Genomic DNA, 23,779 nt, shown 5'->3' on the forward strand with positions numbered 1-23,779 from the left:
TCCCCCCTTCTAACAATCTTTTAACAAAACTTGGCGTTATTACCATACCACATGCTGTTCGCCCCAAAAAAGAAATACTTCAACCTCATAACTGCAGCTACCCTTTGCCTACTCACCGCCTGCAAACTCGTCCCATCATTAGGCCACAACCCCGAGGGCGAGGCGCTTACCCGGGTGCAGCAGCAGCCCAATTACAAAAACGGGACATTTAAAAACCTGCCCTACCCCGATGATACCGTGCAAACGCGCATTAAGGGCGGCAACATGATGAAACTGTTTTTCGGCAAGCCCGATTCGGTGGTTCCACCGCGGCAACTGCCCTGGGTTAAAACCAACCTTAAAACCCTGCCCAGTGCTCAGCCTGTAGTGGTGTGGTTCGGGCATTCGTCGGTACTAATTAAGCACCAGGGCACCAACATATTAATCGACCCGGTTTTTAGCGGCAACGCCGGTCCCGTGCCCGGTATGGTGAAAGCCTTTAAGGGTGCCACGCATTACGGGGTTAATGATATGCCGCCTATTGACGTGGTTATCATATCGCACGATCATTACGACCACCTGGACTACCGCACGCTCAAAAAACTGCGCAAACAGGTTAAAAAGGTTATCGTGCCGGTGGGCGTGGGTTCGCACCTGCAGTACTGGGGCTATCAACCGTCTCAAATTATAGAACTCAACTGGCACCAAAGCCACACCCTGCCCGGCGGCATCAGTATTACGGCCACCCCGGCCAGGCACCGCTCCAACCGTACGCTGGAGGGTAATAAAACCCTTTGGGCATCGTACGTTATCAAAACCGGCAACTACAAACTCTTTTACAGTGGCGACGGCGGTTACGGCCATCATTTCAAAACCATAGGCACACAATACGGCCCGTTTGATTTGGCCCTGGTGGAGTGCGGGCAATACAGCCCCAACTGGCCGCACAGCCACATGCACCCCACCCAAACCGCCCGGGCCGCACAAGATTTGCAAGCCCGCATTATGCAGCCCGTACACTGGGCTAAGTTTGCCGAAAGCTCCCACGTTTGGAACGACCCGGTACGCCAGCTTCTCCCCGCCGCCCAACAGTTAGGCGTCGAGGTTAGCGTCCCCCGCCTTGGCGAACCATATGTGGTGGGCAGTCCGGCGTTGCATAAAGTTTGGTGGGAGTTGTAAAAATTTTTGAGCGGCTCAAATCAAAAGGTCAACCGCTTCAAAAAGACTTCTTCGATGCTAAATTTTCAGGCCAACTGATATTTGAGATGGGCCGGTATTAATTTGGGGTAATTTTGGATTTATCAGGGGTAAATAAAACGGAAATCAGGAGCGGTTTTTCAACGTTTTCAGCATTGCCTTTAAAATCCTATTTTTGAAACCTCTGATGACGGCCCGTACCAAAATATATTTTGCATCTGATATTCACTTAGGCGCCCTGGGCTATACCAGCAGCCGTGAGCGCGAAGCCCGCATTGTAAACTGGCTCGACAGCATTAAGCATGATGCCGCCGAACTGTTCCTGGTAGGTGATGTGTTTGACTTTTGGTTTGAGTACAAAACCGTTGTTCCGCGTGGTTATATACGCTTTTTGGGCAAACTAGCCGAACTGGTTGATTCGGGCGTTAAGCTCTACCTGTTCAAGGGCAACCACGATATGTGGATGTTTGACTACTTTGTTAAAGAGCTGAATGCCACCATAATAAGCAATGAACTGATTATTGAGCGACAGGGCAAACGCCTGTTCATTCATCACGGCGATGGTCTTGGCCCCGGCGATGGCAAGTATAAGCTACTTAAAAAGGTGTTTCGCAGCCGTTTGTGCCAATGGCTTTTTGAGCGCTTGCACCCCAATTTGGGCGTTGGTGTGGCCAATTACTGGTCGGGCCATAGCCGTTTGGCCAACGCTGCCCCGCAAGAGCAAAAACTGTTTGAGAACGAGTGGCTGGTTACTTTTGCGCGTGAGGCACTGCAAACGCAACACTATGATTATATGGTATTCGGGCACCGCCATGTGCCTATGGTTATGCAGTTAAACGAGCGCAGCCAATACGTCAACTTGGGCGAGTGGATTAATTCCAATTCATACGCAGTTATGGCTAACGGCATAGTTGAGCTACGTTATTTTGAGCGAAACGGCAACGCAACCGCCAACGAGGTACAAGATTAGCCCTCCGGGGCGTAGGCAATATTTTATTATTTTGATATATTTATTGCCTCATACATAATCTTATTCACTTGTTAGTAAAAACCTTTGGCAGCGCGGTTTACGGTATTGAAGCTACCACCATTACCGTAGAAGTAAATATTGCTGCCGGTACCAAATATTTTATTGTAGGCCTGCCCGATGTAGCCATTAAAGAGAGCTATTTCCGGATTGAATCGGCCCTGAAGAACTGTAACTATAAAATGCCCCGCCAGCAGGTGGTGGTAAATATGGCCCCTGCGGATATTCGTAAAGAAGGTTCGGCGTATGACCTTACCATTGCCACAGGCATCCTGGCGGCCAGCGGCCAAATGGTAGCCGATGATCTGGACAAGTACCTCATCATGGGCGAACTATCATTAGACGGCGGCCTGCATCCCATTAAAGGTGCCCTACCCATTGCCATACAGGCCCGCAAAGAAGGCTTCAAAGGTTTCATTCTACCCAAGCAAAACGCCCGCGAAGCAGCCATAGTGAATGATTTGGAAGTTTATGGTGTTGAGTCGATAACGGAAGTATTCAACTTTTTTAATGGTGATACCAAGCTCGAAAGAACACTTGTAAACACTCGCGAAGAGTTTTATGACAGCCTGTGCAACTATGCCAGTGATTTTAGCGAGGTAAAAGGGCAGGAAAACATTAAACGCGCGCTGGAAATTGCAGCAGCAGGCGGACACAATGTCATTTTGATAGGTCCGCCGGGTGCGGGTAAAACCATGCTGGCCAAGCGAATGCCTTCTATAATGCCGCCGCTAAGCTTGCACGAATCGCTCGAGACGACTAAAATACATTCTGTAGCGGGCAAAATGGCTGCTGCCGATGCGCTGGTTACTACGCGTCCGTTCCGTTCGCCGCACCATACTATTAGTGAGGAGATACTGGCAAACGCGGGGGTGTAACAATACTAAAATCTGTACCAATAAGACCCTCTGGCTCATAATTTGAATATCGTTTATTATTAGCCTCGTTTATTTTTTTAGACGATGGGTAGTAAAATGTCTGACAATCAGTTTCGTTAGTGGGCTCATTTAACGTCACCGACAAATTGATGTTAATATCAATTTTATATAACTCGGTATCTTCATCATAATCAATTATTATTCTATCTATTAGTTTGCGAATTAGGCTGTGTTTGAAGTCATAGTCAGCTCGTTCAATAACATTTGTTAGCTGTTCTTGAAAATTTGTATAATCATCGTATTGCTGTTTAAAATTTTCAAAGTTTTTTAATAATTCTTGTGAGTGTTTTATTTCCTTTTGAGCAGTCTCAATAACTAAATTAGATTCACGAAGGTATGTTTCAACTTCATCCATGGTAATTAGCTCCTGCTGAAAAAGTGCAATGGTTTTATCTTTAACACGTTTAGCTTCGTTCATTTTCGACTTCAAAACTTCAATTTTTTTTAAGGTATTATCGATTTCAATTGGGTTCTGTATTTTTTCAAGCTCTTTAAGTGCCTGTTCGCTTATTAGATTACTATGGATTACTTTATCCCAGATTAAATCATCTAAGTAATCAATGTTGATACTTCTTAATCCACAACTTGATTTGGTGATTTTCGATGAACACTGGTAATAATGGTCTTTTTTATTTTCTCTGGTTCTCCCGGCAAGATTTCTGCCACAGCGTGCACAGGTGCAAAGCCCCCTTAGCAAATAGCTATGTTTTTTAGAACCTGTCAACCTCCTGTTTTTTGAAATCTGTTCTTGCGCTTTATCCCAGAGATTTTTACTAACTATGGCCGGAGCTGAAATTAAGTCATCATTATATCTACGTTGACCCATATAAATAGGGTTTTTAAGTATGCCTAAGATTGTATTATTAACCCATCTAACATGTTTAGCTTCTTTTACTGTAATTTGTCCTGTAAATTTGTTTTTCACTTCATAGGTGCCTTTTCTTAGCTTCTTATTGTACATGGTTGGAATTTTCATAGAATTAAGAATATCAGCAATCTTACCTGTACCCAATCCGTTCAAATACATATCAAAAATTTGCTTAACTATTTTTGATTCTTCTGAGTCAATTACAAGTTCTTTATTATTCCCAGATTTATATCCATAAGCACCCATACCGGCAAAAGATTTCCCCTCATTGGCACGATTTCTAAGTACGGATTTGACCTTAGCTTTTGTTTTAAAAACGAAGTCTTGGTTAAGTAAGGCTTTAATGCCATTCATTAAGACTTGACTATCATCTCGAAAGTCGATGACACCTTCAAGTCCTGTGTGAATTACAACATCCTTCTTTGCACATAAATTCGCTATTCGAGAATTTACAACCGGGTTTCTTGTTAATCTCGACATGTCCATTGTAAAAATTGCGTCTACATTGCCAGTTTGTATGTCTTCAATTAAGCGTTGAAACATGGGGCGATTTGACGTGTCCTCGTTTACTGCGGATACACCATGGTCTATATAAGTGATGTAGCTCATTGCTAATTGATTTGCTTTATCAATTCCTTTTTTTATTTGGTCATCAATTGAACCTGTTGTTTCTTTCTCAACAGATTGGCGCGCATAAATGCCTAATACATTTTTTTTCATTTTTTGCTATTTTTATTAGCTAAATTAAGCGCATAATATCAAAAGTCAAGCGACGAGTTAAACATATATATTCGTATAAATACATTATGATTGGTGGTATCCATTATTCAACTCTTTTACAAAATCTTTGAAATGCAGCCAATATTTTTCCACAGTTTTCTTGCTAATATTAAAGTTCTTATATACGGTAGATTGTGTTATTTTACCGTATGTAGAAAACTGCCAATTTTCGAGTATAGCGTACATTTTATGTAAACTATCCTCTGTTCTCTTTTTTGCTAACTCGTCTCTACAAATTTTTAATTTCTCGTCCTTACTTAGCGTAGAGCTTTTCTTAAAAATTATTTTACGTTTATTCCAATTTAAAATTGGAGCTAAACTCCCGTTGATTTTGTATTCGAAGACAGAGTTTATAATTCGCGTTAAATGGTCAGCATCAACAGGATTTGTAAACATAATTTGATTTGCGTTACCGACGATTTTTCTGGCCGTTTGCTTACTTAAATGGGGATTTAGCCAAATTAGATTATTAGTGTATGCGAGTAAAGTATTATTCCTATTACTGTTTTTCTTATAAATTGGCAACCAACAATTAATGATGTCTAAGCCATTCCAATCTATCAGCATCTCTCCATCAATTTGAAAATCATCAATGTTGTCAAATCTTATTCTTTCCTTGTCACTAATGTCTACCCCCCGGTCAACTGTATATGCTTTCTTTTCCTTTTTTATTACAATAGAAGGGGTGGGATTTAAATCTAATATTGAATCAAAGGTATATGATGATTCATTAATGAATATCTCTGGGTCATAGCTTAAAACATTAGCTTGAGTAGCTTTTCTCGCACCGGGGTCAAAGTATTTTGTTAAACCTAATTGAGCACAAATATTGTTATAAGTTGAAGTGTAATTAACAAGCGTTAACCCATTTACTTTTACAACAATACTGTATCCTTTACCTCCAAAGGATTTATAAAGTGAATAGATTTTTGATTTATCTAAAGTACTTACGATTTCATGATTATTATCAACATCAATGTATAATAGGCCAGTTGCGGAGGTACAATTGCAGTCCTTTTTACTGTCGTGATAAGTAAAATTGTAAGTAACTGCGGGAACACTTCTTTTAACAAATTCATAAATATTATGACCCTTACTAAATTGTCGGGCAGCATTTATTTCTTCTTTAAAATTAGAATCTTTTACAAGATTAAACCATTCGGTTGCAGTAGTAAAGTTTTGAACTTTTGGTGAAAAAATGTTATCATACACATTTAATCTAATAGACATCGTTTATTAAAATTACCCGGTTCATTGTTTAATCCCCTATCAAGGGTTAGGGAGCGGATATAGATAAGTAACAATGAAAATTAACTATACCCGTGATACCTTCCTAAACTATTTATTTACCTTTTCGCGCTTTTATGCGTTAGAATTAGTAATTATCTTAAAATTAGCTTCGAAAAAGCAAGATGTAAAGGGTATTCTGCCTTAGTAGATTTTTTATTGAATTATATTTTCAACTCGCTTAAAATATCCTGTTATATAAGAAAGAAAGCTTTAATGCCTAATAACTACTGGGGGTAGCCTCAAAAATTTTTCTAATTTTTATTTTAAAAATTTCAAGTATGAGCTATTTATTAGTGTTATGGAACTAATACTACAAAAGTCAAAAGTCAGAAATTTTTTAGAACGATTATCAACCATTCAAGATACCTATAAAGGTATCTATATCACCGGGGAGCTGTCTGAGTATATTAAGTTAACGGCTCACGAAGGAAAGCCGCGCTTAAAATTTATCAAGCCGATAAATAACTATGTAAAAGTAGCATGCTATGAAGCACTTATTGATACTTTACTATGACCATAACCTACTTTAAAGGTACTTTAATGCACCTTTAAACGGTTAACAAAACAAATTATTAGATTTTTCTACTGCAAAATTGGCTGAAATTAGCATAGATTCACAGCTTTTTACCTAAGAAAAGGCACTAAGAGCAAGTATTTAGCACATTAAGATAATCAAAAATTTCAAAATGCCCGTTATGGATTGCCATCACATTGGTAACTAAATTCCAATATAATTGTACCGTTAAGATGCCCCGTCATTGTTAGTAGAATGCAACTATCATTAATATTGTAAGGCATATAAAGATATTTATGGTCACTTGGGGAGTTGCTTTCAAGGACGGCACCATATTTTTCTGCATACCATGAGTATATTTCCCTACCACTTACGCCCTCTACAGTATATTTTTTTATTGATTTATTTCTTACAGCTTCAACGGGGTGCGGCAAATCTATAACGTTTCTTAAAATCGGATTGCTCACACTGCCGATTTCACTACCGTGATGTACTTGTTTATTACTTTCAATCGAATTGTCCAATGATTGCTCTTTATAGGCAACGGAGCTATTATTACAATCAGTATAGCCTTTCAATATTCCCGGAACCATTACGCCTCCGTCCAACTCAACCGCGTTAAAAATTAGCGTTACGCAATTGATACCCTTTATTTTCACCTTTGGCCTATTCCAAACACAAGTTACTGTAGCATTCACCATTTGCCCACTTTGTTGTTGTTTAAGGCTTCCTTCCGTAATGTCGATGTCACTTTCGGTATCCGGCGCGCCCCACGCTTTTACAATTTCTTGATAAGATTTCAATTCAATATCATCATAGCAGTCTTGCATAGAATCATATTCAGTTTTTACTGAACAAGATGATGTTGATAATAGAAAAATTAGTAGAAGTACTGACGATATTAGTTTCATTCCGCAAAAGTTATAATACCTGCAATTATATAGCATATATGCTATATTTCAAAATATTAGTATCCGCAGCTTTGCTTTGATGGCAAAGCGTCATATTGTAGAACCAATAGCAATTGAATTATTAGCTAATAATGTGCGAAAGCATAGAATTAAAGCTAATATTAGTCAGACTACGCTTGCAAATTTGGTTGGTGTGACATATAGCCAGATTGCTCGAATTGAATTAGCAGAAATCAATACTTCAGTTAGCATGATTTACCTTATTGCTAAGGCATTAGATATTGAACCAAGTAAGCTATTAGAAATGTGAGAACATTTACCTCACTCACCAATGGTTATTTTACGATTATAGTTTAATATTAATAATTTGGCCTCATGTCTGTAAACCTCTCTTGCAATAACCAATTGTTCATTTGTATAATGTGAATGCTCTGGGAGGTTCAGTGCATCAACTAATGAATCGGTAAAATTGTTAAGTTCATTTTTTAAAAATCCAGTCCAAATTTTAAGATTTTCAGAGACTCGTATAAAGGCGTTACTATTCACCGAGCGGTTATTAACAAGTTGCATCAACCTGTTTTCGAGAATTTGAAGGTGATTTTTCACTAAAACTTGCAAGTCTTCAATGATTATGCTCTTATTTAGTAAATACTTATTATTCTCAATCAATTGTTCTGCTAAAGCTCTTTGGTCTAAGATTGCAGTTGAACTTAAACTTGGGTCAATTTCAAGTTCTTCTGCTTCAAAAGTTTTTAATTCTCCGATACTTAATTCAACATGGACTTTTGAACTATCATCTTCGTTGGGAACAACATACCCTCTTTCACCTGTTGCTTTTACAATGACGTTAGTAAATTCTGGAAACATGACTTTTTTATTCAAATGTAAAACAAAAAGTAAAGTATATATCGGTATTAAATAAACTATTATTTTGTAACGATAAATAAATTTTTATGCGAGATAACAATGCAGGTAAAGCTATTCCAATCAATGAGCTTCAGGTGCCAGAGGTTCTCTATAAGTACAGAGAATTTAAAAATGAATATCATGTAAAATCGATAACTAAATGTCAAGTTTACCTCCCCTCGGCGAATGAGTTTAATGACCCATTCGATTCAAAAATTCCTTTTAGATACAATCCGGAGGAGCTTACTAAAGAAAATATTTATCTTAAAAGCTTGGAGGTTGCAAAAAATGCGCAGGCAGGCTTAGAGGAGGAGGAATATCAGCAGATGGCTTATCGTGCGGAAAGTGAAGGTCTCCTTTTTGATTCGTATCATTTAGATGAATTTGATAAAAACACTTTCAATCGACTTTGTAAAGACTATGCTGTTTTTTGTTTGACTCCTGATTGTCTAAACCTGTTAATGTGGTCATATTATGCCGATTCACACAGAGGCTTTAGTATCGGTTATGATGCTAAGTTTTTGGTTAAATGTGGCTACTTTTCAATTGGTGGCAAAATAATGTACACTGACCAATTTCCTAAGATGCCATTATTTTTATCAGAAAATGACTACCCCATGCTGAATATTTTATTCACAAAATGGAATAAGTGGGAACATGAAAATGAGTACAGATTAATACATCGATTAGGCACTGGAAAAATAAAAGATTTGCCAAGTGAAGCAATTAAAGAAATTGTATTAGGCTGCCAAATAAGCAATGAGAAAAAAATTGAATATGTTATGATGATTAAGGAAGTATTACCTAAAGTTGATATATACGAGATTAAAATGAGAAAGGATGGCTTCGGATTAACAAAGGAACCAATAGTTAATCAACGGTTACTGCTATTTGATAAAGTTTAATTCTTACATTAAGCTTTTAACTCTAATATTTTTTTTATTTTAATAACTGTTTTAGTTGAAACGTCATTTATTTTACCAATCTCTCGTATAGTCAAGCCCTTTTTTAAGCTTTTAATTACTGCTTGCGAAGTTGGTTTGTTCATAAATTCTTTCTCAGATTCCTTAGCACCTTGTGGTCTACCGAGTTTACCACCTTTTTGTAAGTAAACCATCCTCCCTACCATTGTACGCTCTTTGATATTTTCAAGCTCCATTTGATATAAAGATGCCATAATAGAACTTATCATACTCCAAATGGGGTTTTTAATACCATTCGGTCTCGATTGTATGGCAATGTTTCGAACAATGACGTTAACGTTTTTATTGTCAAGCCACTCCAAAGTATTTATAACATCTCCGGTGTTTCGTCCTAATCTACTAAACTCTTCTACAATAATCTCAGTAACCAGTCCTTCATTTACTAAGTTCATTAGCTGTTTACCCTTAGGTCTTTCTTGAAAAGGTAAATTACCAGAGACTTTGTCAAGTAATACTAAATCGTACTTCTCATTATCAACTAAAAACCTGTTACCCGTTTGATTAAGAGTAGATACCCTGTTATATTTAACTTTCATTGTTATATTTTAAATCACACAATAAAAGTACAACATTTTTTAGTTCAATCAAAGTAATATAGCCTTGACTTCTAAAAATTATGTTGTAATTTAACTTATAACTATTTGTACTACATCTAATGATTAATGTATATTGTAAAAAACCTAAAAAATGAACTGGACAGCATTAAGCAGTATCGTCGCTTCACTATCATTGATTTTAAATTTAATTCAAGCATTCCGAAATAAATCCCTGAAAAAGGAAGTAGGAGACTTAAAGCAAAAAATTAGTGGAAGCTATAATAGAACACAAACCAATCATGGCTCTGGAGGCCAATATATGGCCGATAGAGATATAAATTTAGGAAAATGATTGAACAGGCCAACAACGGTGCCGGAAATCAGTACGCAGCACTTAGAGATATTAATATTGTTGAACAATCCGCAAAGATTACGAGCAACTTTTCCGAGATTATTAATATATTGGGTGAACAGTTGGGGGTAAATGATTCAGCTGATTCCCTACCATCAAGTCCTTTTTCACCGGAAGATAAAATTTCCTATAACAACGTAACCACTTATAAGGAAATTATAGATGAGTTTAAAGTATTTGTGGGAAAGCTATCAATGATTTATAATGAATATGATAAGCAAGGTTTAAATACGACGGCCAATACCCTTCTGAATATTAAATTGACGTATCTAAAAATCAAGTCAAAATTATTGAAGGAGAATCCTTCTAAGAACGCAATAGATGTTATTAGAGAAAATGCTGATGGCATATTTTTAGAAGTTGAAAACCAGCTTTTTAATGAAATAAAAAATAGTTCAAATATTACAGCAAGCCGGGACGTGATTAACATATCTTTGCAAGTAATTATGATTGATGCCTTTATGCGCTGTAAAATACTTGAAGAACCAATCAAACATGTTGCTTCCTAAAGACACAAATCCTATTAATAGTATATATTTTAATGGGGGAAACATTTTAAACACACTCATTTCAATAAGAGGGAAGAGGATTGACTTCTTTAAATTGTACGAGAAAGTAAAGTCATCTAATGAGATTTCCTTACAAACCTATATCTTAACCTTGGATTGGCTTTATCTGTTAGGGTCGATTAAGCTTGATGATAACGGAAAAATAGTTAAATGTTTTTAAAGTCGTTAACAATTCAGAATGAATCCGTCACTGTTCGTGACATTAGATTCCATAAAGGTTTAAATTTAATAATTGATGAAACCGATACAGATACTCCACAAAGTTCTGGCAATAATGTAGGTAAAACAACAGTATTGAAACTCATAGATTTTTGTCTGGGTGGTAATGGGGTCAATGTTTACAAAAAAGACATGGAGTTTAAAGATAAATCCTATGTCGACGTTGAAAATTTTTTAAAGCATAATAACATAATAATAACTCTTGTTCTAAAGCAAGATTTAGATGTTGAAGGAAGTCCTGAAATTGTAATAAGGAAAAACTTTTTAAATCGCAGTCAAAAAATTCAAGAAATTAATGGTGAATATTTTAATGATAAAGCCTTTGATATTAGGTTAAAGCAGTTAATTTTTCATTCTACAGGGCACAAGCCTACTTTTCGGCAAATTATTGCCAAAAATATAAGATATGAGAAGAATCGGTTAGACAACACATTAAAGGTACTCTTTCACACAACTACGTTTGAAGAATATGAAGCCTTGTATTTTTTTTGGTTAGGTATTGATACAGATACCGCAAGTAAAAAACAAAAGCTACACTTACAAAAATCCACAGAGGAGACTATAATAAAACGTTTAAGACGGGATACATCACTTTCTGAAATTAAGCAAGCCCTATCTGTTATTGATAGAGATATTGAAGACTTAGATAAGCTGAAAAAACGGTTTAATATTAATGATGATTATGAAGTTGATTTAGATAAGTTAAATATAGCTAAGTCAAATATCAACAGGTTATCAAGTCAAATAAGCAGATTAAATCTTCGTAAGAACATAATTCTTGAAGCCAAGTCTGAATTGGAAAAGGAATACGCAAACATTGACATTAATCAGTTAAAAGAAATTTATAATTCGGCTTCCGGGTTTTTACCGGAGATGCACAAAAAGTTTGAAGAGATGCTTTCATTTCACAATCAAATGCTGAAAGAAAAAATCAAATTTGTTAGCACCGAAATTCCATCACTTGAATTAGAGATTGAAAACTCCAATTCATTAATGCAAAGCGAAATAAAAAATGAAACTTTTTTAGCTGACAAATTGAACAAGTCTAACGCCTTAAAAGAGTTAGAAACAATAATAGGTCAACTAAACAAAAAATACGAGCAAAAGGGCAAATATGAAGAACAACTTCGACAATGGTCTGCTTCTACTGAAAAATTAGAATCCATTGAAAAGGAGCTAAAAGAGATTAATGACGGGATAACATCTCAGGATAAAGATTTAGAGAATAAAATTGAAGGCTTTAACAAATTCTTCTCAAAAATATCACAAAAGTTATACGGCGAGCAATTCATTTTAAGTCATGATAAGACGGAAAGAGCGTATGTTTTAAAGATTGGAGCTATTGGCGGTGTGGGTACTGGTAAGAAGAAAGGGCAAATCGCAGCATTCGATATTGCTTATGTTCAGTTTTGTGACGAAAATGATATACCATGCTTACATTTTATATTACACGACCAAATTGAAACTATACATGATAATCAATTATCATTAATTTCAAACGTTGTGAATAATGTTAATGTTCAATTTGTAGTTCCTGTTTTAAGAGATAAGCTTCCTCCTGAAATGAACATCGAAACATTTAAAATTATCGCATTATCTCAGGAGGAGAAGTTATTTAAAGTTTAAGGAGTTTTGCTTTAAACCTTATAATTATAGCAATCGAAACTGTTTTATATGTGTATTTCTTCTTGCAACAATGTATACACTCAATGTGAAACAAAATGCCCCCCATGTTTGATAGGGTAAGCGATGTGGCCTTGGTTGGCGGGGGCGGGCATCCGCAACCCGGCGAAATATCGCTTGCGCATAATGGTGTGCTGTTTTTAGATGAGTTGCCGGAGTTTAAACGCACGGTGCTAGAGGTGATGCGCCAGCCGTTAGAAGAACGCCGTGTAACCATATCCCGCGCAAAATTTACGGTTGATTACCCGGCCAGCTTTATGTTGGTTGCCAGTATGAATCCTTGCCCCTGCGGTTACTACAACCATCCCGAAAAGGAATGCGTATGCCCGCCGGGAGTGGTTCAAAAATACCTGAGCAAAGTATCAGGTCCGCTGTTAGATCGTATTGATTTGCATGTGGAGGTTACTCCTGTAAACTTTAATGAATTAGCGTCTGACAGGCTCGCCGAAAAAAGCGAAATCATTCGCGAGCGGGTAATTAAAGCACGCGATATACAGATTGAGCGCTTTGGTAACAAACCCGATTTGCATTGCAATGCTCAAATGACACCACAAATGGTACGCGACATATGCAAGGTAAATGAGGCGGGGCAAAACCTGCTTAAAAAGGCCATGGAAAAGCTAGGCCTATCGGCCCGTGCCTACGACCGTATACTTAAAGTTGCCCGTACCATTGCCGATTTAGCCGGAAGCGAAAACATTAATATGGAACACCTGGCCGAGGCCATTCACTTCCGTAGTCTTGACCGCGAAGGTTGGGCCGGATAATACAATAACCACAATTTTATGCGCAATACAAACACACCAACATCATTTAAGGCACTGCAAATTATAACATATGCGTTATGCATTGGTGTCGTTATGTTTTTAGGGGTAGCTTTCATGCTTAAACACGAGGAATTGGTATTATGGCCTGTTAAAGGTCAGGATACCTTGTTAAACATCATTGCTTTGGTTATGGCAGTTGCGTCGGTTTTACTAAGCAATGTTTTGTTTCAAAGCCTGCTATCAAAGATAGATACAAGTTTACCGATAAGTAAAAAGCTTCCGCACTATGTTACGGCTTATATAGTGCGTTTTGCATTAACGGAGGGCATGGGCTTATTTAACGTGGTTGTATTCCTATTGTCAGGTTGTTTAATAAACGCTATGATGGCTGTAGCAATTATTTTGTTGATGCTGGCCGTTAAACCCAACCGTGAAAAAACAATTGACGACCTTAAAGTGTATTATCCTGATACGCTTGATTAAACGTGTTGAAACATCTACCTTGCGCTAATGCTATCAGAAAAACTTAAAACAGAAACGCTATCTAATCATCAGCAGCTCGAAAAAAAATTAGTGGCACAAATGAAAGCCATTCGATCAGAGTCTGATTACGCCGCACTGCTACAACTATTTTATACCTATTTTGGTGCACTTGAAAAACGCATTGATCAATACATTACTCCAGCAATTTTAGCCGACTATGCCGACCGCAGAAAAACAGAGGCCCTGGCGAAAGACATCAGTGATTTAGGTGCCGAACCATCATCACTGGCTCCTGAAACCGCACTTCCACCCATCAACAATCAACTTGAAGCTTATGGTGCTCTTTACGTAATTGAAGGCTCAACGCTTGGCGGAAAAATTATAAGCAAAATGATGGCACAACAATTGGCATTAGAGAACAACAAAGGCTTGTCTTTCTTTACCGGATATGCTGACAAGTCAAATGAAATGTGGGACAAATTCAAAGAATCATTGAATTTACAGCCCAAAAGCAGCGTTGAGGAGCAAACTGTTATCGATTCGGCTAATGAAACTTTCTTAAAGTTTAAACAGTGGTTTGACCATAATCAAGCGCAACTGTCCTAAAATAAACACGTAGCCGGCAGGCTAACTTATTTATAAATAGTAAAATAAAAATATATCGTAAGTTTGTATACTCACTACTTCATCTATGAATAACAGTACTAACCGTAAAATTGTCATTTTTGATGACGATGAAGATATTCTTTCTATTTGCGCTTACATTTTAGAAGAGCAAGGCTGGGAAGTTCACACCTACACTGATTGTAATAACATCACTGAAAAAGTTACGGCAGTTATGCCCGATGTAATTTTGATGGATAACTGGATACCTGAAGCCGGTGGTATTGTAGCAACACAAACGCTTAAAACCAACGATGAGCTGAAAAATATCCCTGTTGTATATTTTTCGGCCAATAGCGATATACAGTTACTTGCCAGCCATGCCGGTGCAGAAACCTATCTTGCTAAACCTTTTGATTTAGATGAACTAGAAAAAACTATAAGCAACGTTTTACAAAAGGCTTCTTAATTATATTTGCACTTAATAACTATAAAAAGAAAACGCCCGTTAGCAATAACGGGCGTTTTCTTTTTACTATAGAGAGCGACTAACAGTTAGTCAATGGTTGGTCCGGCACCGCCACCGCGATTACCTCCAAAGCCACCACCTTGCCCGCCGCCGCCAAAGCCGCGGCCACGACGCTCACCATCACCACCCTGCATTGGCGAACGGCCTGCAAATTTCTGTAGCCTGTAAGTAAACGTTAGCAGTAAATAACGTCCTAAACGATTGGTTTGAGTTTGGGTACGTACGTTATTAGCATTTACAATTGAAAAGCCTGTATTTTGGTTGAATAAATCAAACCCTTGTACACGAACGGTTGCAGCATTCTGTTTCAGGAAGCGGCGCTCAACAAATAGGTTTAAGATGTTAGGATTTGGAACATCAAAGCTATAGCCGTAGTTAACGGTACGGGTAAAATCATAGCCTAACGTCCAGTCCTTTAAAATATAGTTTTTACCGCTTAATGTTAGGTCTAATGTACGGATGTTGGCGTTACCTATTGCACGCGGAGCATCAATAGTATTGGTAGTTCTGTTAATGGTGTAACGCGCACCTGTTTCCAGGTCAATCTTATCTAATATATTCACCCTAAACCTTGGGTATGGCGCAAAGGCTAAGTTTTTAGATACGTTTTTTACAAAAGGTGTAGCAACGTTGTTTGAGTCAACACTGTTGGTAAACGAAAGGTTGTTAGTATAAGTAATGCTACCATTCAACACCAGTGTGAACTTGCGATTTTGCCACGGCTTAGCATAAGTAACATTTGCCTGCCCCTGGTAATAGCCGTCAACATTCATGTAATTTGAAAACACCGTATTTTTGAATGAATTGAGGCCGGGATTTGCCGCCAACGCTGCAGGAGTGAATCTTACCGGGTAAACAGTTGACGTAGTCACAATTTTATTATTGGTTTGATTGAAACTCAAACTGCTGAAAAATATGTTACCGGTTTCAAAACTGAACTTATTGTAACGCAAGTTAAAGTTATTGGTAAACTCCGGATTTAAAGCCGGGTTACCTTGAACAGGGTATAAAGCGTTTGAGAAATTAATTACCGGAACCAACTGATTGTATGTTGGCTGGTTGTTTGAACCATTGTAGTTGAAGTTAAGCGATTGGCTGCGTGAGAAGTTATAGCTGAAACGCGCTGTTGGAACAAAGTTAAACGTGCGCTTGTCTGTAACTGGCCTAACTACGGATTGTGCAATGGCATCAAAAGAATTTCCTGAGCCTTCCAGTTTGCTTGGCAATACTCCTGCACCAAGGGTAAGGTTATATTTAGGTTTGATAAACCTGTAGTTTAAGCCTACACGGTGCGTGGTGAAAGTATAATTATAATCGCTGGTACCTAGGGGATAATTGTTTATTTGATTTCCGGCAGCAACGGTATCAGTACGGTTGTCGTTGCGGTTAGTGGTACGGTTATATGCATAATTAAGTTCCAGGAATGAAACCTTGCTTAGTGGCTCTATATACGACAGGCTTATTCCGGATGTAAGCGAACGGTAATAAGTGTTTACCAACTGATTTACCGGCACATTTAACCTGTTTACCGTAGCTTCATCATAAGTGTAAACAGGGTTATCAAAACTAAAATTACGTGTTGAGTTAAAGTTACCATTGATACTTAAGTTACGGCCTACGCCATTAAAGCGATGATTATACAGCAATGTAGCTCCGTAATTTGGTGCAGCACTGGTACTGTTGGTTTGGGTATTGTAAACAAGGTTAGGATTGCCGTTACGTGTTGAATTTAAAAACTCATCAGCAATAGTACCGGTGCTTGAGTAAGAGAAAGTTGGATTTAATTTTAAATAATTTAACGTATCAGGCCTCCATTCCATATTCCAGGTTAAACGGTGGTTCGTATTATTATCGTTTTGTGTGGTGTTTTGGTCACTTACGGTTGGTACCGTACCTATGTTTTCCTGATAGTTTTTGCTTTGGGTATATATTCCTTTATCCTCAAAGCTATAGCTACCATAAACAGACATGTTACCCCACTGATCGCGAAAGTTAGTGCCTATGGTTTTTGTAGTGTTAATACCATTTGCGTTACTGGTTTGGCTGCTACCGCCACCGCGGCCTGCGTTACCACGGCCACCGCCGCCACCGCCAAAGCCCCGACCGCCGCCGCCAAAGCCGCCACCACCACCACCTCCAGTGGGACTGCCAAACGAAAAGGTGTTAACATTGGTATTATTTAAGTTGCCTAATACAGCAATTTGCTGTTCATTATTGAACTTAAAAATATTTACCAAACCTACATAACGGTTATCATTACTTCCCTCGCCTTTTGGTAAGGCATCTGACCCTTCGCCGCCTGTTATTTGGCCAAAATAGCCGTAGTTTTTATCCTTACGTATGGTAATGTTTAATATTTTATTGGCTTCGCCGGTTTTAATGCCTGTTATGTTTGCCTGATCGCCATAATCGTCAACAATCTGGTAGCTGTCAACCAGGTCAGCTGGTAAGTTTTTGGTGGCTGTTTGCACATCTCCGCCAAAAAAGTCTTTACCGTTAATACGTACACGCGTAACCTGCTTGCCCTGGGCGCTAACATTACCCTGCGCATCTACATCAACTCCCGGTATGCGTTTCAATTGATCTTCAACTGGCGAGTTTGCACGCACCTTGTAAGCGCTGGCTTTGTACTCAACAGTATCTTCTTTTAACGTTACAGGGTTGGTACCCACAACGGTTACTACACCCAGCTGGCGCGATTCGGCTTTTAGCACAATGGTACCAAAATCGGCTGGCTGGTTGCTCTTGTCTAAAGTAAAGTGCTTAATGAGTCCTTCGTAACCAATTGATGTTAAGGTAAGCGTAACCTTGCTACCTTTTACATTATTGAACGAGAATTTACCCTCTCCGCTAACAATGGTTGTAACGCTGTCTTTAGCGTCGGTAATAAGTTTTACGGTTGTGCCAGGTAAAGCTTGTTTTGTTGAGTCAATCACCATACCGTGCACCTCGCGGCCGGTTTGTGCTTTTGTAAATGATGCCGCGGCTAAAAAGAGGGCAAAAAAGGCTAAAAAGCGTTTCATAAAATTTTGTCCAGACTGATGATGTTTAATAGTTTCTAATCTTCTACAGAAGAGGAGTGCAAAAGTTCAATTTCTTTATGTTAAATATTTAATAATCATACTATTGTTACATGATTGTGCTATAAACGTTACAAATAATAAATGCTACCGGCTATTAAATAAGCTCCTCATTTGCTGGCAATTAATTATTAGTAAAACGATACTTGATCTTTGGAATCGTGTATAAGATTAGATGTAAGGCAATAACTTAAATATTGTTTTTCAATGGCTTAATAGTTTTAACGGTTGCGTTTTGCATACACTTTTATAAAAATGAAGATTTTTATAAAGAGATTTATAATCGCCGTTAACAAAACCATAGCATATTGATTATCAAACAAATATTGAATTTTGTGGCACGAAATATGTTGGAAAAGCGGGCAACTTTGAAGCTAAGAATTAATACCGGCCGCGAGGGTTGGTTAATTTAAGATTAAACAAAACATCACATATGTGATGTTCACAAAATTAACCTTAATAACCACACTTATGAACTCAATGCGCGCAAACCTGCACTCTAAGGTGCACAATTGGATGGACAGAATGGGCTTTAGGCTTAATTCGGCTAAAACAAGTCCGAAATCAAAAACCACTATCAAACACTATTTTTTTGAAACATTTAATTTCTTAGAAAAGACCCGTGCAGGCGAGCCCGAGAAAACAAGTTTCGTTTGTTTTGACACCTACGGAGAAAAGTTAAAAGTACGCTCGTTGCTTGATTTACAAACGGCTTTCTACGAAAACATAAGTCAGCTTAAGTAATACTGCTGCGTGCCTGTTATAAAGCACAGGCACGCACCACCAACTTAAATACGGCGTTTAAGGGTTAACACAAATGTTTCATACTTTTTGCCCCGACGTATTTCAACAAGTATGTTTCTCTTGTCTTTTGACTTAAACAGGTTGTCTATATCAACCATACTCATTTTGTCAACCCGTTTAAAATTTACCGTCGTTATTTCATCGTTGGCCATTATACCTGCTTCATCAGCCGCCGAACCCGGCTCAACCCTGCTTATTACAATTCTGTTTAGTTCGGCACCCGCAGCATAATACTCCATTCCGCTCATATCGTGCTCAAAAGGCTCATTGTATTTATAATTAGGCTTCAAATACATTACGCTATTAGCATAGTCCATAATTACCATAAACCGTTTTAAAATGCCTAGGCCAAGGTTACCGTCGCGTGGTACAAGGTAACGCGTTCCCTTAACCTCAGGAAATGACGCGATGACATTAGTAAACCTATACCTGTCTAAATTAAATTCGTTGACCCTGCTAATAAACCCGCTTATTGGCTGGCCCGTTAAACCAACACCCAAATTGGCTTTTACTGAATTATTGAAGTGGGCTTGATGAATATCCGGCTGCTCAATAGATAAGGGGTGCCCCGCCCCTAAATCAACTAAAAACTTATTTTCAGTTATTTGTTTGTTAGGCAAAGCTACAGTAGCTTTGATATAAGGTTTACGTTCTTCAACACTCAAGGGTATGGTGACTCCCCTCTTCTTTTTAAAAGGTCTATAATAACCCGACCGTGCAATGCTTAATATTGTATCAGTAAAGTTAATTTTCACACTTAGGTGCGAAAAAAATTCGTAACCTAAAATGCCATGAATAGGAATGCCGGCATAGTTTGACAACCCAAAATTATCTTCTTTAAACACCGCCGCCGATACGAGCGAACTGCTTACGCCACCGGGCAAGGCCAAATCTATGGTTGATGTAGCGTAAGCTTCAAAACTTTCGGTGTTACCGGCAGCCCCGTATATTTTAATTATGCGTTTATTGTAAATTTTAGCCGAGTCGAGCAATTTAGGATCGGTAATGATTATAAGCCCTACGCCAGAGTCAACAATAAAATTAAACGGTCCTTTTTGATTGATGTAAACAGGTACAACAATCATATCCCTTACCAGCTTAAACCGGAGGTGTACCTGCTTTTTATGCTTGTTGATATAAAATAACTGGGCCTTTACAACAGGCGCAAAGCATAGTACAGCAAGGCATAATAACAAGTACCTCTTAATATGGGGAAAAGGGTACATTTAACTTTATATTGGCTGCTTTAATTGTTAAAGCCAATATAAAGTTAAGCAAATGCAACAAACGCCACAAGCTGCCGCAATGTTGTTAGCGGGTATTAACTTTGCTGCTTGCCATCGTCAGTTAACTGACCTTTTAGCTCGGGGTTTTGAGGAGGCAGTTTGCTTACTTCACGCTCCACCTCTGTTTGCTCAATGTGTACAGCATAATCAGCCGGTTCAATATGGCTGCAATTAGCCTCGGCATAAACCTGCGTAAATTCAGCACCTATATACAAAATTGCAGCGGTGTAGTAAATCCATACCAGGATAATAATAACCGACCCTGCAGCACCGTAAGCCGAACCTTGTGCCGAGTATTTTAAATAAAGGCTAATGGCAAACTGCCCTATCATAAACAATATGGCCGTAAAAAAAGCTCCAGAGCGTACATCTTTAAATTTGATTTTAACATCGGGCAAGAACTTAAATATGATGCCGAATAAAATAGAGATTACGATGAATGATACGCCAAGGTTAATCACTTCAATTAAGCGTTCGGTAATAGCAGGCAAAAAGCGTGTAAGCTGGCTGCCAATAGCGCTCACAATTAAGTTTACTATAAGCGAAGCCAATAAAAGGAATCCCAAACTTATAATGAGAGAAAACGACAAGAACCTGTTTTGAAGCATTTTTAACCAACCTTTTTTAGGTTTGGCCTTTACACGCCAAATGGTGTTTATTGAATCCTGTATTTCAAGAAAGATACTGCTGGCACCTAATAGTAAGGTTGCAATACCCGATATTAAAGCTACGCCCGATTTGCCTGAAAACTGCAGGTTCTTAACAATATCCTGAATTTGCTTAGCTGCATCGCCACCCACATATTGGTTTATTTGTGCATATAGTTTGGAGGATGCTGCATCAGGCCCTAAAAAAATGCCGGCTAGCGACAGGATGAGAATTAGCAAAGGTGCTATAGAGAATATGGTATAGTAGGCCAGTGAGGCACTCAACTTTAAGCCGTTATCGTTTGAGAAGCCAGAAAAGGTAGCCATTAGCACCTTCCATAAACTCTTTAAATATTCTTTGCTAAATACTTTCATAGTTATGATGATGATTCATAAATACCGCATTTACGCATAAATTGTTTGCCAAAGTAGCTACCTTAGCCAGTAAAGCTTATAAAAATGTATAAAGGGTTACTTATATTATTCTTGAATTTTACTGTTGCTGTTAATTGTTTTTCGCAAGAGACTGTAGTGTGGCTTGTAAGGCATGCCGAAAAACAAACAGCCGAAACGATGACGGCCAACCCTGAACTTACGCCCGAGGGATTGAAGCGTGCTGAAGATTTATCTGCTACTTTAAACAACCGCAAAATTACGGCAATATACAGTACCGCATATAAACGTACTTTGGCAACCGCTAACCCTTTGGCTGCTAAACGCAAACTTGAACCAATTACCTACAGCGGTAAAAATTTAGAGGAAATAGCAAAAAAGGTATTGGCAAACCATAAGGGGCAAGAAGTGCTTATTGTTGGCCATTCAAACACCTTGCTACCGGTGATAAAAGCACTAGGCGCCGAATCTTCATTCACTGAACTTACCGACGATGATTACGACATGTTGTTTAAAGTAACAGTGCCTGAAAAGGGAATACCTCAACTAAGCATTAGCTATTATGGCGAACCGCATCACACAACGCAGATACCACCTCAATTTGCTGGTAAGCTTTAACGGTTTGATACTATAAGCAAATCAAGGTCTTTGCACGGAATGTTGAAATGCTCGCCCAAGTACTTATTGGTTAGCTGCCCCTGGTAAATATAAACAGCATTGCGTACACCGGCTTTTTGCCATATTACATTGTTAATTCCGCCGTTTTCGCCAATATCTAACAGTATGGGTGTAAAAATATTGGTTAGGGCGTAGGTGGCAGTACGTGCAACCCTTGAGGCAATGTTTGGCACGCAATAGTGAATTACATCATACTTGCGAAACACCGGATGGGTATGATTGGTAACCTCTGATGTTTCAAAGCAACCACCCTGGTCAATGCTTACATCAATTATAACCGAATGCGGCTTCATGCGGCTCACTGTACTTTCGGTAACTATACAAGGGCTGCGGCCATCTTCGGTACGCATGGCTCCAATCACCACATCGCAGGTAGTAATTGCCTTTTCGAGTACAATAGGCTGTATTACGGAGGTAAATACCCTGCTGCCAATATTATTTTGCAACCTGCGGAGCTTATAAATTGACGGATCAAATACTTTTACCTCTGCTCCTAATGAAATGGCGGTACGTGCTGCATACTCTCCTACTGTACCTGCACCCAGTATCACAATTTCGGTAGGTGGCACGCCGGTAATGCCGCCCAGCATTAAACCTTTACCTCCAAAAACATTACTCAGGTACTCGGCAGCTATAGAGATTGATGTTGCGCCCACAATTTCACTCATTGCACGTACTACGCTAAGCACGTTGCCTTCATCGCGCAGTTGTTCAAATGATAGAGCAGTTATTCTTTTAGCCAGCATGGCTTGCAGGCATTCAGCTTTTAAAGTAGGGGTTTGCAGCGTAGATATGAGTATCTGTCCCGGCTTCATTAATTCAATTTCGGCCATAGTGGGGGGCGCTACCTTGAGTATAATATCGGCCTCGTAAACCTTTTTATGATCGTAAACAATTTGAGCACCTTGCTCACTGTAATGGTTATCTAAAAAGTTGGCGGCTTTACCGGCATTGCTTTCAAACAACACATCATGACCGTTATTTACCAGTAACGCAACCGAAAACGGAGTTAAGGCAATACGGTTTTCCTGAAATGAGGTTTCGCGCGGAATACCGATGTAAAGCTTGTTCTTACGGTTTCGCACTTCAAGCATTGACTCCTGCGGCTGCATCATAGCTTGTTTAGCTACGTCCGAAAATCCGCTATATAAACCTGAACTCATAGATACTGTTGCTGCGTAGGCATTTTATATTCGCAGTGTTGAAGATAAATAAAATTAAGAATAACGGCATTAAATACTTTCAAAGTTAAAATACCTTTTCTGACTTGCATCGGCCTGTATGGTTACTTTAGTGTAATTGAGCGGAAGCAGATCCGATATTTTTTCAGGCCATTCTATAAGGCAGTAATCACCCGAATAAAAGTATTCTTCATAGCCCATATCCAATGCTTCTTCCTGATTTTTCAACCGGTAAAAATCAAAATGAAAAACCCGTGAGTTGCCTGCCTCGTATTCATTTACTATTGAAAAGGTTGGACTGGTAACCGATTCTTTTACACCTAATTGAGCGCACAGTTCTTTTATGAAAGTAGTTTTACCTGCCCCCATATTTCCATAAAACAAAAATATTTTTTGTTCGCCCGCAAAATTTAATAAAGACCGGGCTGCAAAATCAAGCTGGGTTATTGATTCAATGGTTAAGTTCGTTTGTGACCGGGTCATGCAAAATCAGGTATATGCAAGTAATATGAATTG

General features: G+C 38.5%; 23 protein-coding genes and 2 pseudogenes. 15 read left to right on the plus strand and 10 right to left on the minus strand.

Annotated elements, in window-relative coordinates:
- Positions 1 to 51 precede the first annotated feature (51 nt).
- The 3 genes and pseudogenes from GO816_RS12890 to GO816_RS12900 form a co-directional block, all read left to right on the plus strand.
- Positions 52 to 1,158, plus strand: a complete 1,107-nt coding sequence (locus GO816_RS12890; RefSeq protein WP_157542356.1) for an MBL fold metallo-hydrolase — start codon at positions 52 to 54, stop codon at positions 1,156 to 1,158.
- Positions 1,159 to 1,363: 205 nt separating this feature from the next.
- Positions 1,364 to 2,146: a UDP-2,3-diacylglucosamine diphosphatase gene (locus GO816_RS12895; protein WP_157542357.1), complete on the plus strand. Its 783-nt coding sequence runs from the start codon at positions 1,364 to 1,366 to the stop codon at positions 2,144 to 2,146.
- Between the two features lie 68 nt (positions 2,147 to 2,214).
- Positions 2,215 to 3,075, plus strand: a pseudogene (locus tag GO816_RS12900) (YifB family Mg chelatase-like AAA ATPase); the annotation flags it as partial.
- Here GO816_RS12900 and GO816_RS12905 read toward each other — a convergent pair.
- The 3 genes from GO816_RS12905 to GO816_RS12915 form a co-directional block, all read right to left on the minus strand.
- Positions 3,047 to 4,729 (minus strand): recombinase family protein, encoded by a 1,683-nt coding sequence (locus GO816_RS12905; protein WP_157542358.1) that lies wholly within the window; start codon positions 4,727 to 4,729, stop codon positions 3,047 to 3,049. The pseudogene GO816_RS12900 and the gene GO816_RS12905 overlap by 29 nt on opposite strands.
- Before the next feature lie 84 nt (positions 4,730 to 4,813).
- Positions 4,814 to 6,019: a BT4734/BF3469 family protein gene (locus tag GO816_RS12910; RefSeq protein WP_157542359.1), complete on the minus strand. Its 1,206-nt coding sequence runs from the start codon at positions 6,017 to 6,019 to the stop codon at positions 4,814 to 4,816.
- A 753-nt stretch (positions 6,020 to 6,772) separates the two neighbouring features.
- Positions 6,773 to 7,504, minus strand: a complete 732-nt coding sequence (locus GO816_RS12915; RefSeq protein WP_157542360.1) for a hypothetical protein — start codon at positions 7,502 to 7,504, stop codon at positions 6,773 to 6,775.
- 79 nt (positions 7,505 to 7,583) lie between these two features.
- Here GO816_RS12915 and GO816_RS12920 point away from each other — a divergent pair, with 79 nt between their 5' ends.
- A complete protein-coding gene (locus GO816_RS12920) occupies positions 7,584 to 7,814 on the plus strand; it encodes a helix-turn-helix domain-containing protein (RefSeq protein ID WP_157542361.1) in 231 nt (76 codons plus the stop codon).
- Between the two features lie 11 nt (positions 7,815 to 7,825).
- On the opposite strand, the gene GO816_RS12925 is transcribed toward GO816_RS12920, so the two are convergent.
- A complete protein-coding gene (locus GO816_RS12925; RefSeq protein WP_157542362.1) occupies positions 7,826 to 8,371 on the minus strand; it encodes a hypothetical protein in 546 nt (181 codons plus the stop codon).
- 86 nt (positions 8,372 to 8,457) lie between these two features.
- Between GO816_RS12925 and GO816_RS12930 the strand changes: the two genes are divergently transcribed.
- Positions 8,458 to 9,315, plus strand: coding sequence for a DUF2971 domain-containing protein (locus tag GO816_RS12930; RefSeq protein ID WP_157542363.1), 858 nt, complete (start codon positions 8,458 to 8,460; stop codon positions 9,313 to 9,315).
- 8 nt (positions 9,316 to 9,323) lie between these two features.
- On the opposite strand, the gene GO816_RS12935 is transcribed toward GO816_RS12930, so the two are convergent.
- The gene (locus GO816_RS12935) at positions 9,324 to 9,929 is read right to left on the minus strand and encodes a recombinase family protein (RefSeq protein WP_157542364.1); all 606 of its coding nucleotides are present in this window, start codon (positions 9,927 to 9,929) and stop codon (positions 9,324 to 9,326) included.
- 151 nt (positions 9,930 to 10,080) lie between these two features.
- Between GO816_RS12935 and GO816_RS12940 the strand changes: the two genes are divergently transcribed.
- From GO816_RS12940 to GO816_RS12970, 8 genes and pseudogenes are all read left to right on the plus strand, one after another.
- Positions 10,081 to 10,281, plus strand: coding sequence for a hypothetical protein (locus GO816_RS12940; RefSeq protein WP_157542365.1), 201 nt, complete (start codon positions 10,081 to 10,083; stop codon positions 10,279 to 10,281).
- A complete protein-coding gene (locus tag GO816_RS12945; RefSeq protein ID WP_157542366.1) occupies positions 10,278 to 10,850 on the plus strand; it encodes an ABC-three component system protein in 573 nt (190 codons plus the stop codon). Before GO816_RS12940 ends, GO816_RS12945 begins: the two co-directional genes overlap by 4 nt.
- Positions 10,837 to 11,070, plus strand: coding sequence for an ABC-three component system middle component 6 (locus GO816_RS19010; RefSeq protein ID WP_394350663.1), 234 nt, complete (start codon positions 10,837 to 10,839; stop codon positions 11,068 to 11,070). The genes GO816_RS12945 and GO816_RS19010 overlap by 14 nt, the downstream gene beginning before the upstream one ends.
- On the plus strand, positions 11,061 to 12,755 hold the full coding sequence (locus tag GO816_RS12950; protein ID WP_157542367.1) for a DUF2326 domain-containing protein: 1,695 nt from the start codon (positions 11,061 to 11,063) through the stop codon (positions 12,753 to 12,755). Before GO816_RS19010 ends, GO816_RS12950 begins: the two co-directional genes overlap by 10 nt.
- 116 nt (positions 12,756 to 12,871) lie before the next feature.
- Positions 12,872 to 13,579, plus strand: a pseudogene (locus GO816_RS12955) (YifB family Mg chelatase-like AAA ATPase); the annotation flags it as partial.
- An 18-nt stretch (positions 13,580 to 13,597) separates the two neighbouring features.
- Positions 13,598 to 14,062 (plus strand): hypothetical protein, encoded by a 465-nt coding sequence (locus GO816_RS12960; protein WP_157542368.1) that lies wholly within the window; start codon positions 13,598 to 13,600, stop codon positions 14,060 to 14,062.
- A gap of 27 nt (positions 14,063 to 14,089) precedes the next feature.
- Positions 14,090 to 14,668: a biliverdin-producing heme oxygenase gene (locus GO816_RS12965; protein ID WP_157542369.1), complete on the plus strand. Its 579-nt coding sequence runs from the start codon at positions 14,090 to 14,092 to the stop codon at positions 14,666 to 14,668.
- Positions 14,669 to 14,753: 85 nt separating this feature from the next.
- Positions 14,754 to 15,134: a response regulator gene (locus GO816_RS12970; RefSeq protein ID WP_157542370.1), complete on the plus strand. Its 381-nt coding sequence runs from the start codon at positions 14,754 to 14,756 to the stop codon at positions 15,132 to 15,134.
- 86 nt (positions 15,135 to 15,220) lie between these two features.
- Here GO816_RS12970 and GO816_RS12975 read toward each other — a convergent pair whose 3' ends face one another.
- Positions 15,221 to 18,217: an outer membrane beta-barrel protein gene (locus tag GO816_RS12975; protein WP_157542371.1), complete on the minus strand. Its 2,997-nt coding sequence runs from the start codon at positions 18,215 to 18,217 to the stop codon at positions 15,221 to 15,223.
- A gap of 528 nt (positions 18,218 to 18,745) precedes the next feature.
- On the opposite strand from GO816_RS12975, the gene GO816_RS12980 reads away from it, so the two are divergent.
- Positions 18,746 to 19,018: a hypothetical protein gene (locus GO816_RS12980; protein ID WP_157542372.1), complete on the plus strand. Its 273-nt coding sequence runs from the start codon at positions 18,746 to 18,748 to the stop codon at positions 19,016 to 19,018.
- Positions 19,019 to 19,062: 44 nt separating this feature from the next.
- On the opposite strand, the gene GO816_RS12985 is transcribed toward GO816_RS12980, so the two are convergent.
- Together GO816_RS12985 and GO816_RS12990 are read right to left on the minus strand one after the other, a co-directional pair.
- Complete coding sequence (locus GO816_RS12985) at positions 19,063 to 20,304, minus strand: aspartyl protease family protein (RefSeq protein WP_157542373.1); 1,242 nt, start codon at positions 20,302 to 20,304, stop codon at positions 19,063 to 19,065.
- A gap of 95 nt (positions 20,305 to 20,399) precedes the next feature.
- Positions 20,400 to 21,386, minus strand: a complete 987-nt coding sequence (locus GO816_RS12990; protein ID WP_157542374.1) for a YihY/virulence factor BrkB family protein — start codon at positions 21,384 to 21,386, stop codon at positions 20,400 to 20,402.
- An 84-nt stretch (positions 21,387 to 21,470) separates the two neighbouring features.
- On the opposite strand from GO816_RS12990, the gene GO816_RS12995 reads away from it, so the two are divergent.
- Entirely contained in the window at positions 21,471 to 22,022 is a 552-nt protein-coding gene (locus GO816_RS12995; protein ID WP_157542375.1) for a histidine phosphatase family protein, read from the plus strand.
- Here the strand turns inward: GO816_RS12995 and GO816_RS13000 are convergent.
- Both GO816_RS13000 and tsaE read right to left on the minus strand, forming a co-directional pair.
- Positions 22,019 to 23,245, minus strand: a complete 1,227-nt coding sequence (locus GO816_RS13000; RefSeq protein ID WP_157542376.1) for an alanine dehydrogenase — start codon at positions 23,243 to 23,245, stop codon at positions 22,019 to 22,021. The two genes, GO816_RS12995 and GO816_RS13000, sit on opposite strands and share 4 nt — an antisense overlap.
- Positions 23,246 to 23,314: 69 nt before the next feature.
- On the minus strand, positions 23,315 to 23,746 hold the full coding sequence (gene tsaE, locus GO816_RS13005; RefSeq protein WP_157542377.1) for a tRNA (adenosine(37)-N6)-threonylcarbamoyltransferase complex ATPase subunit type 1 TsaE: 432 nt from the start codon (positions 23,744 to 23,746) through the stop codon (positions 23,315 to 23,317).
- Positions 23,747 to 23,779 lie beyond the last annotated feature (33 nt).

The sequence above is a fragment of the Mucilaginibacter aquatilis genome (assembly GCF_009755275.1).
Lineage (GTDB): Bacteria > Bacteroidota > Bacteroidia > Sphingobacteriales > Sphingobacteriaceae > Mucilaginibacter > Mucilaginibacter aquatilis.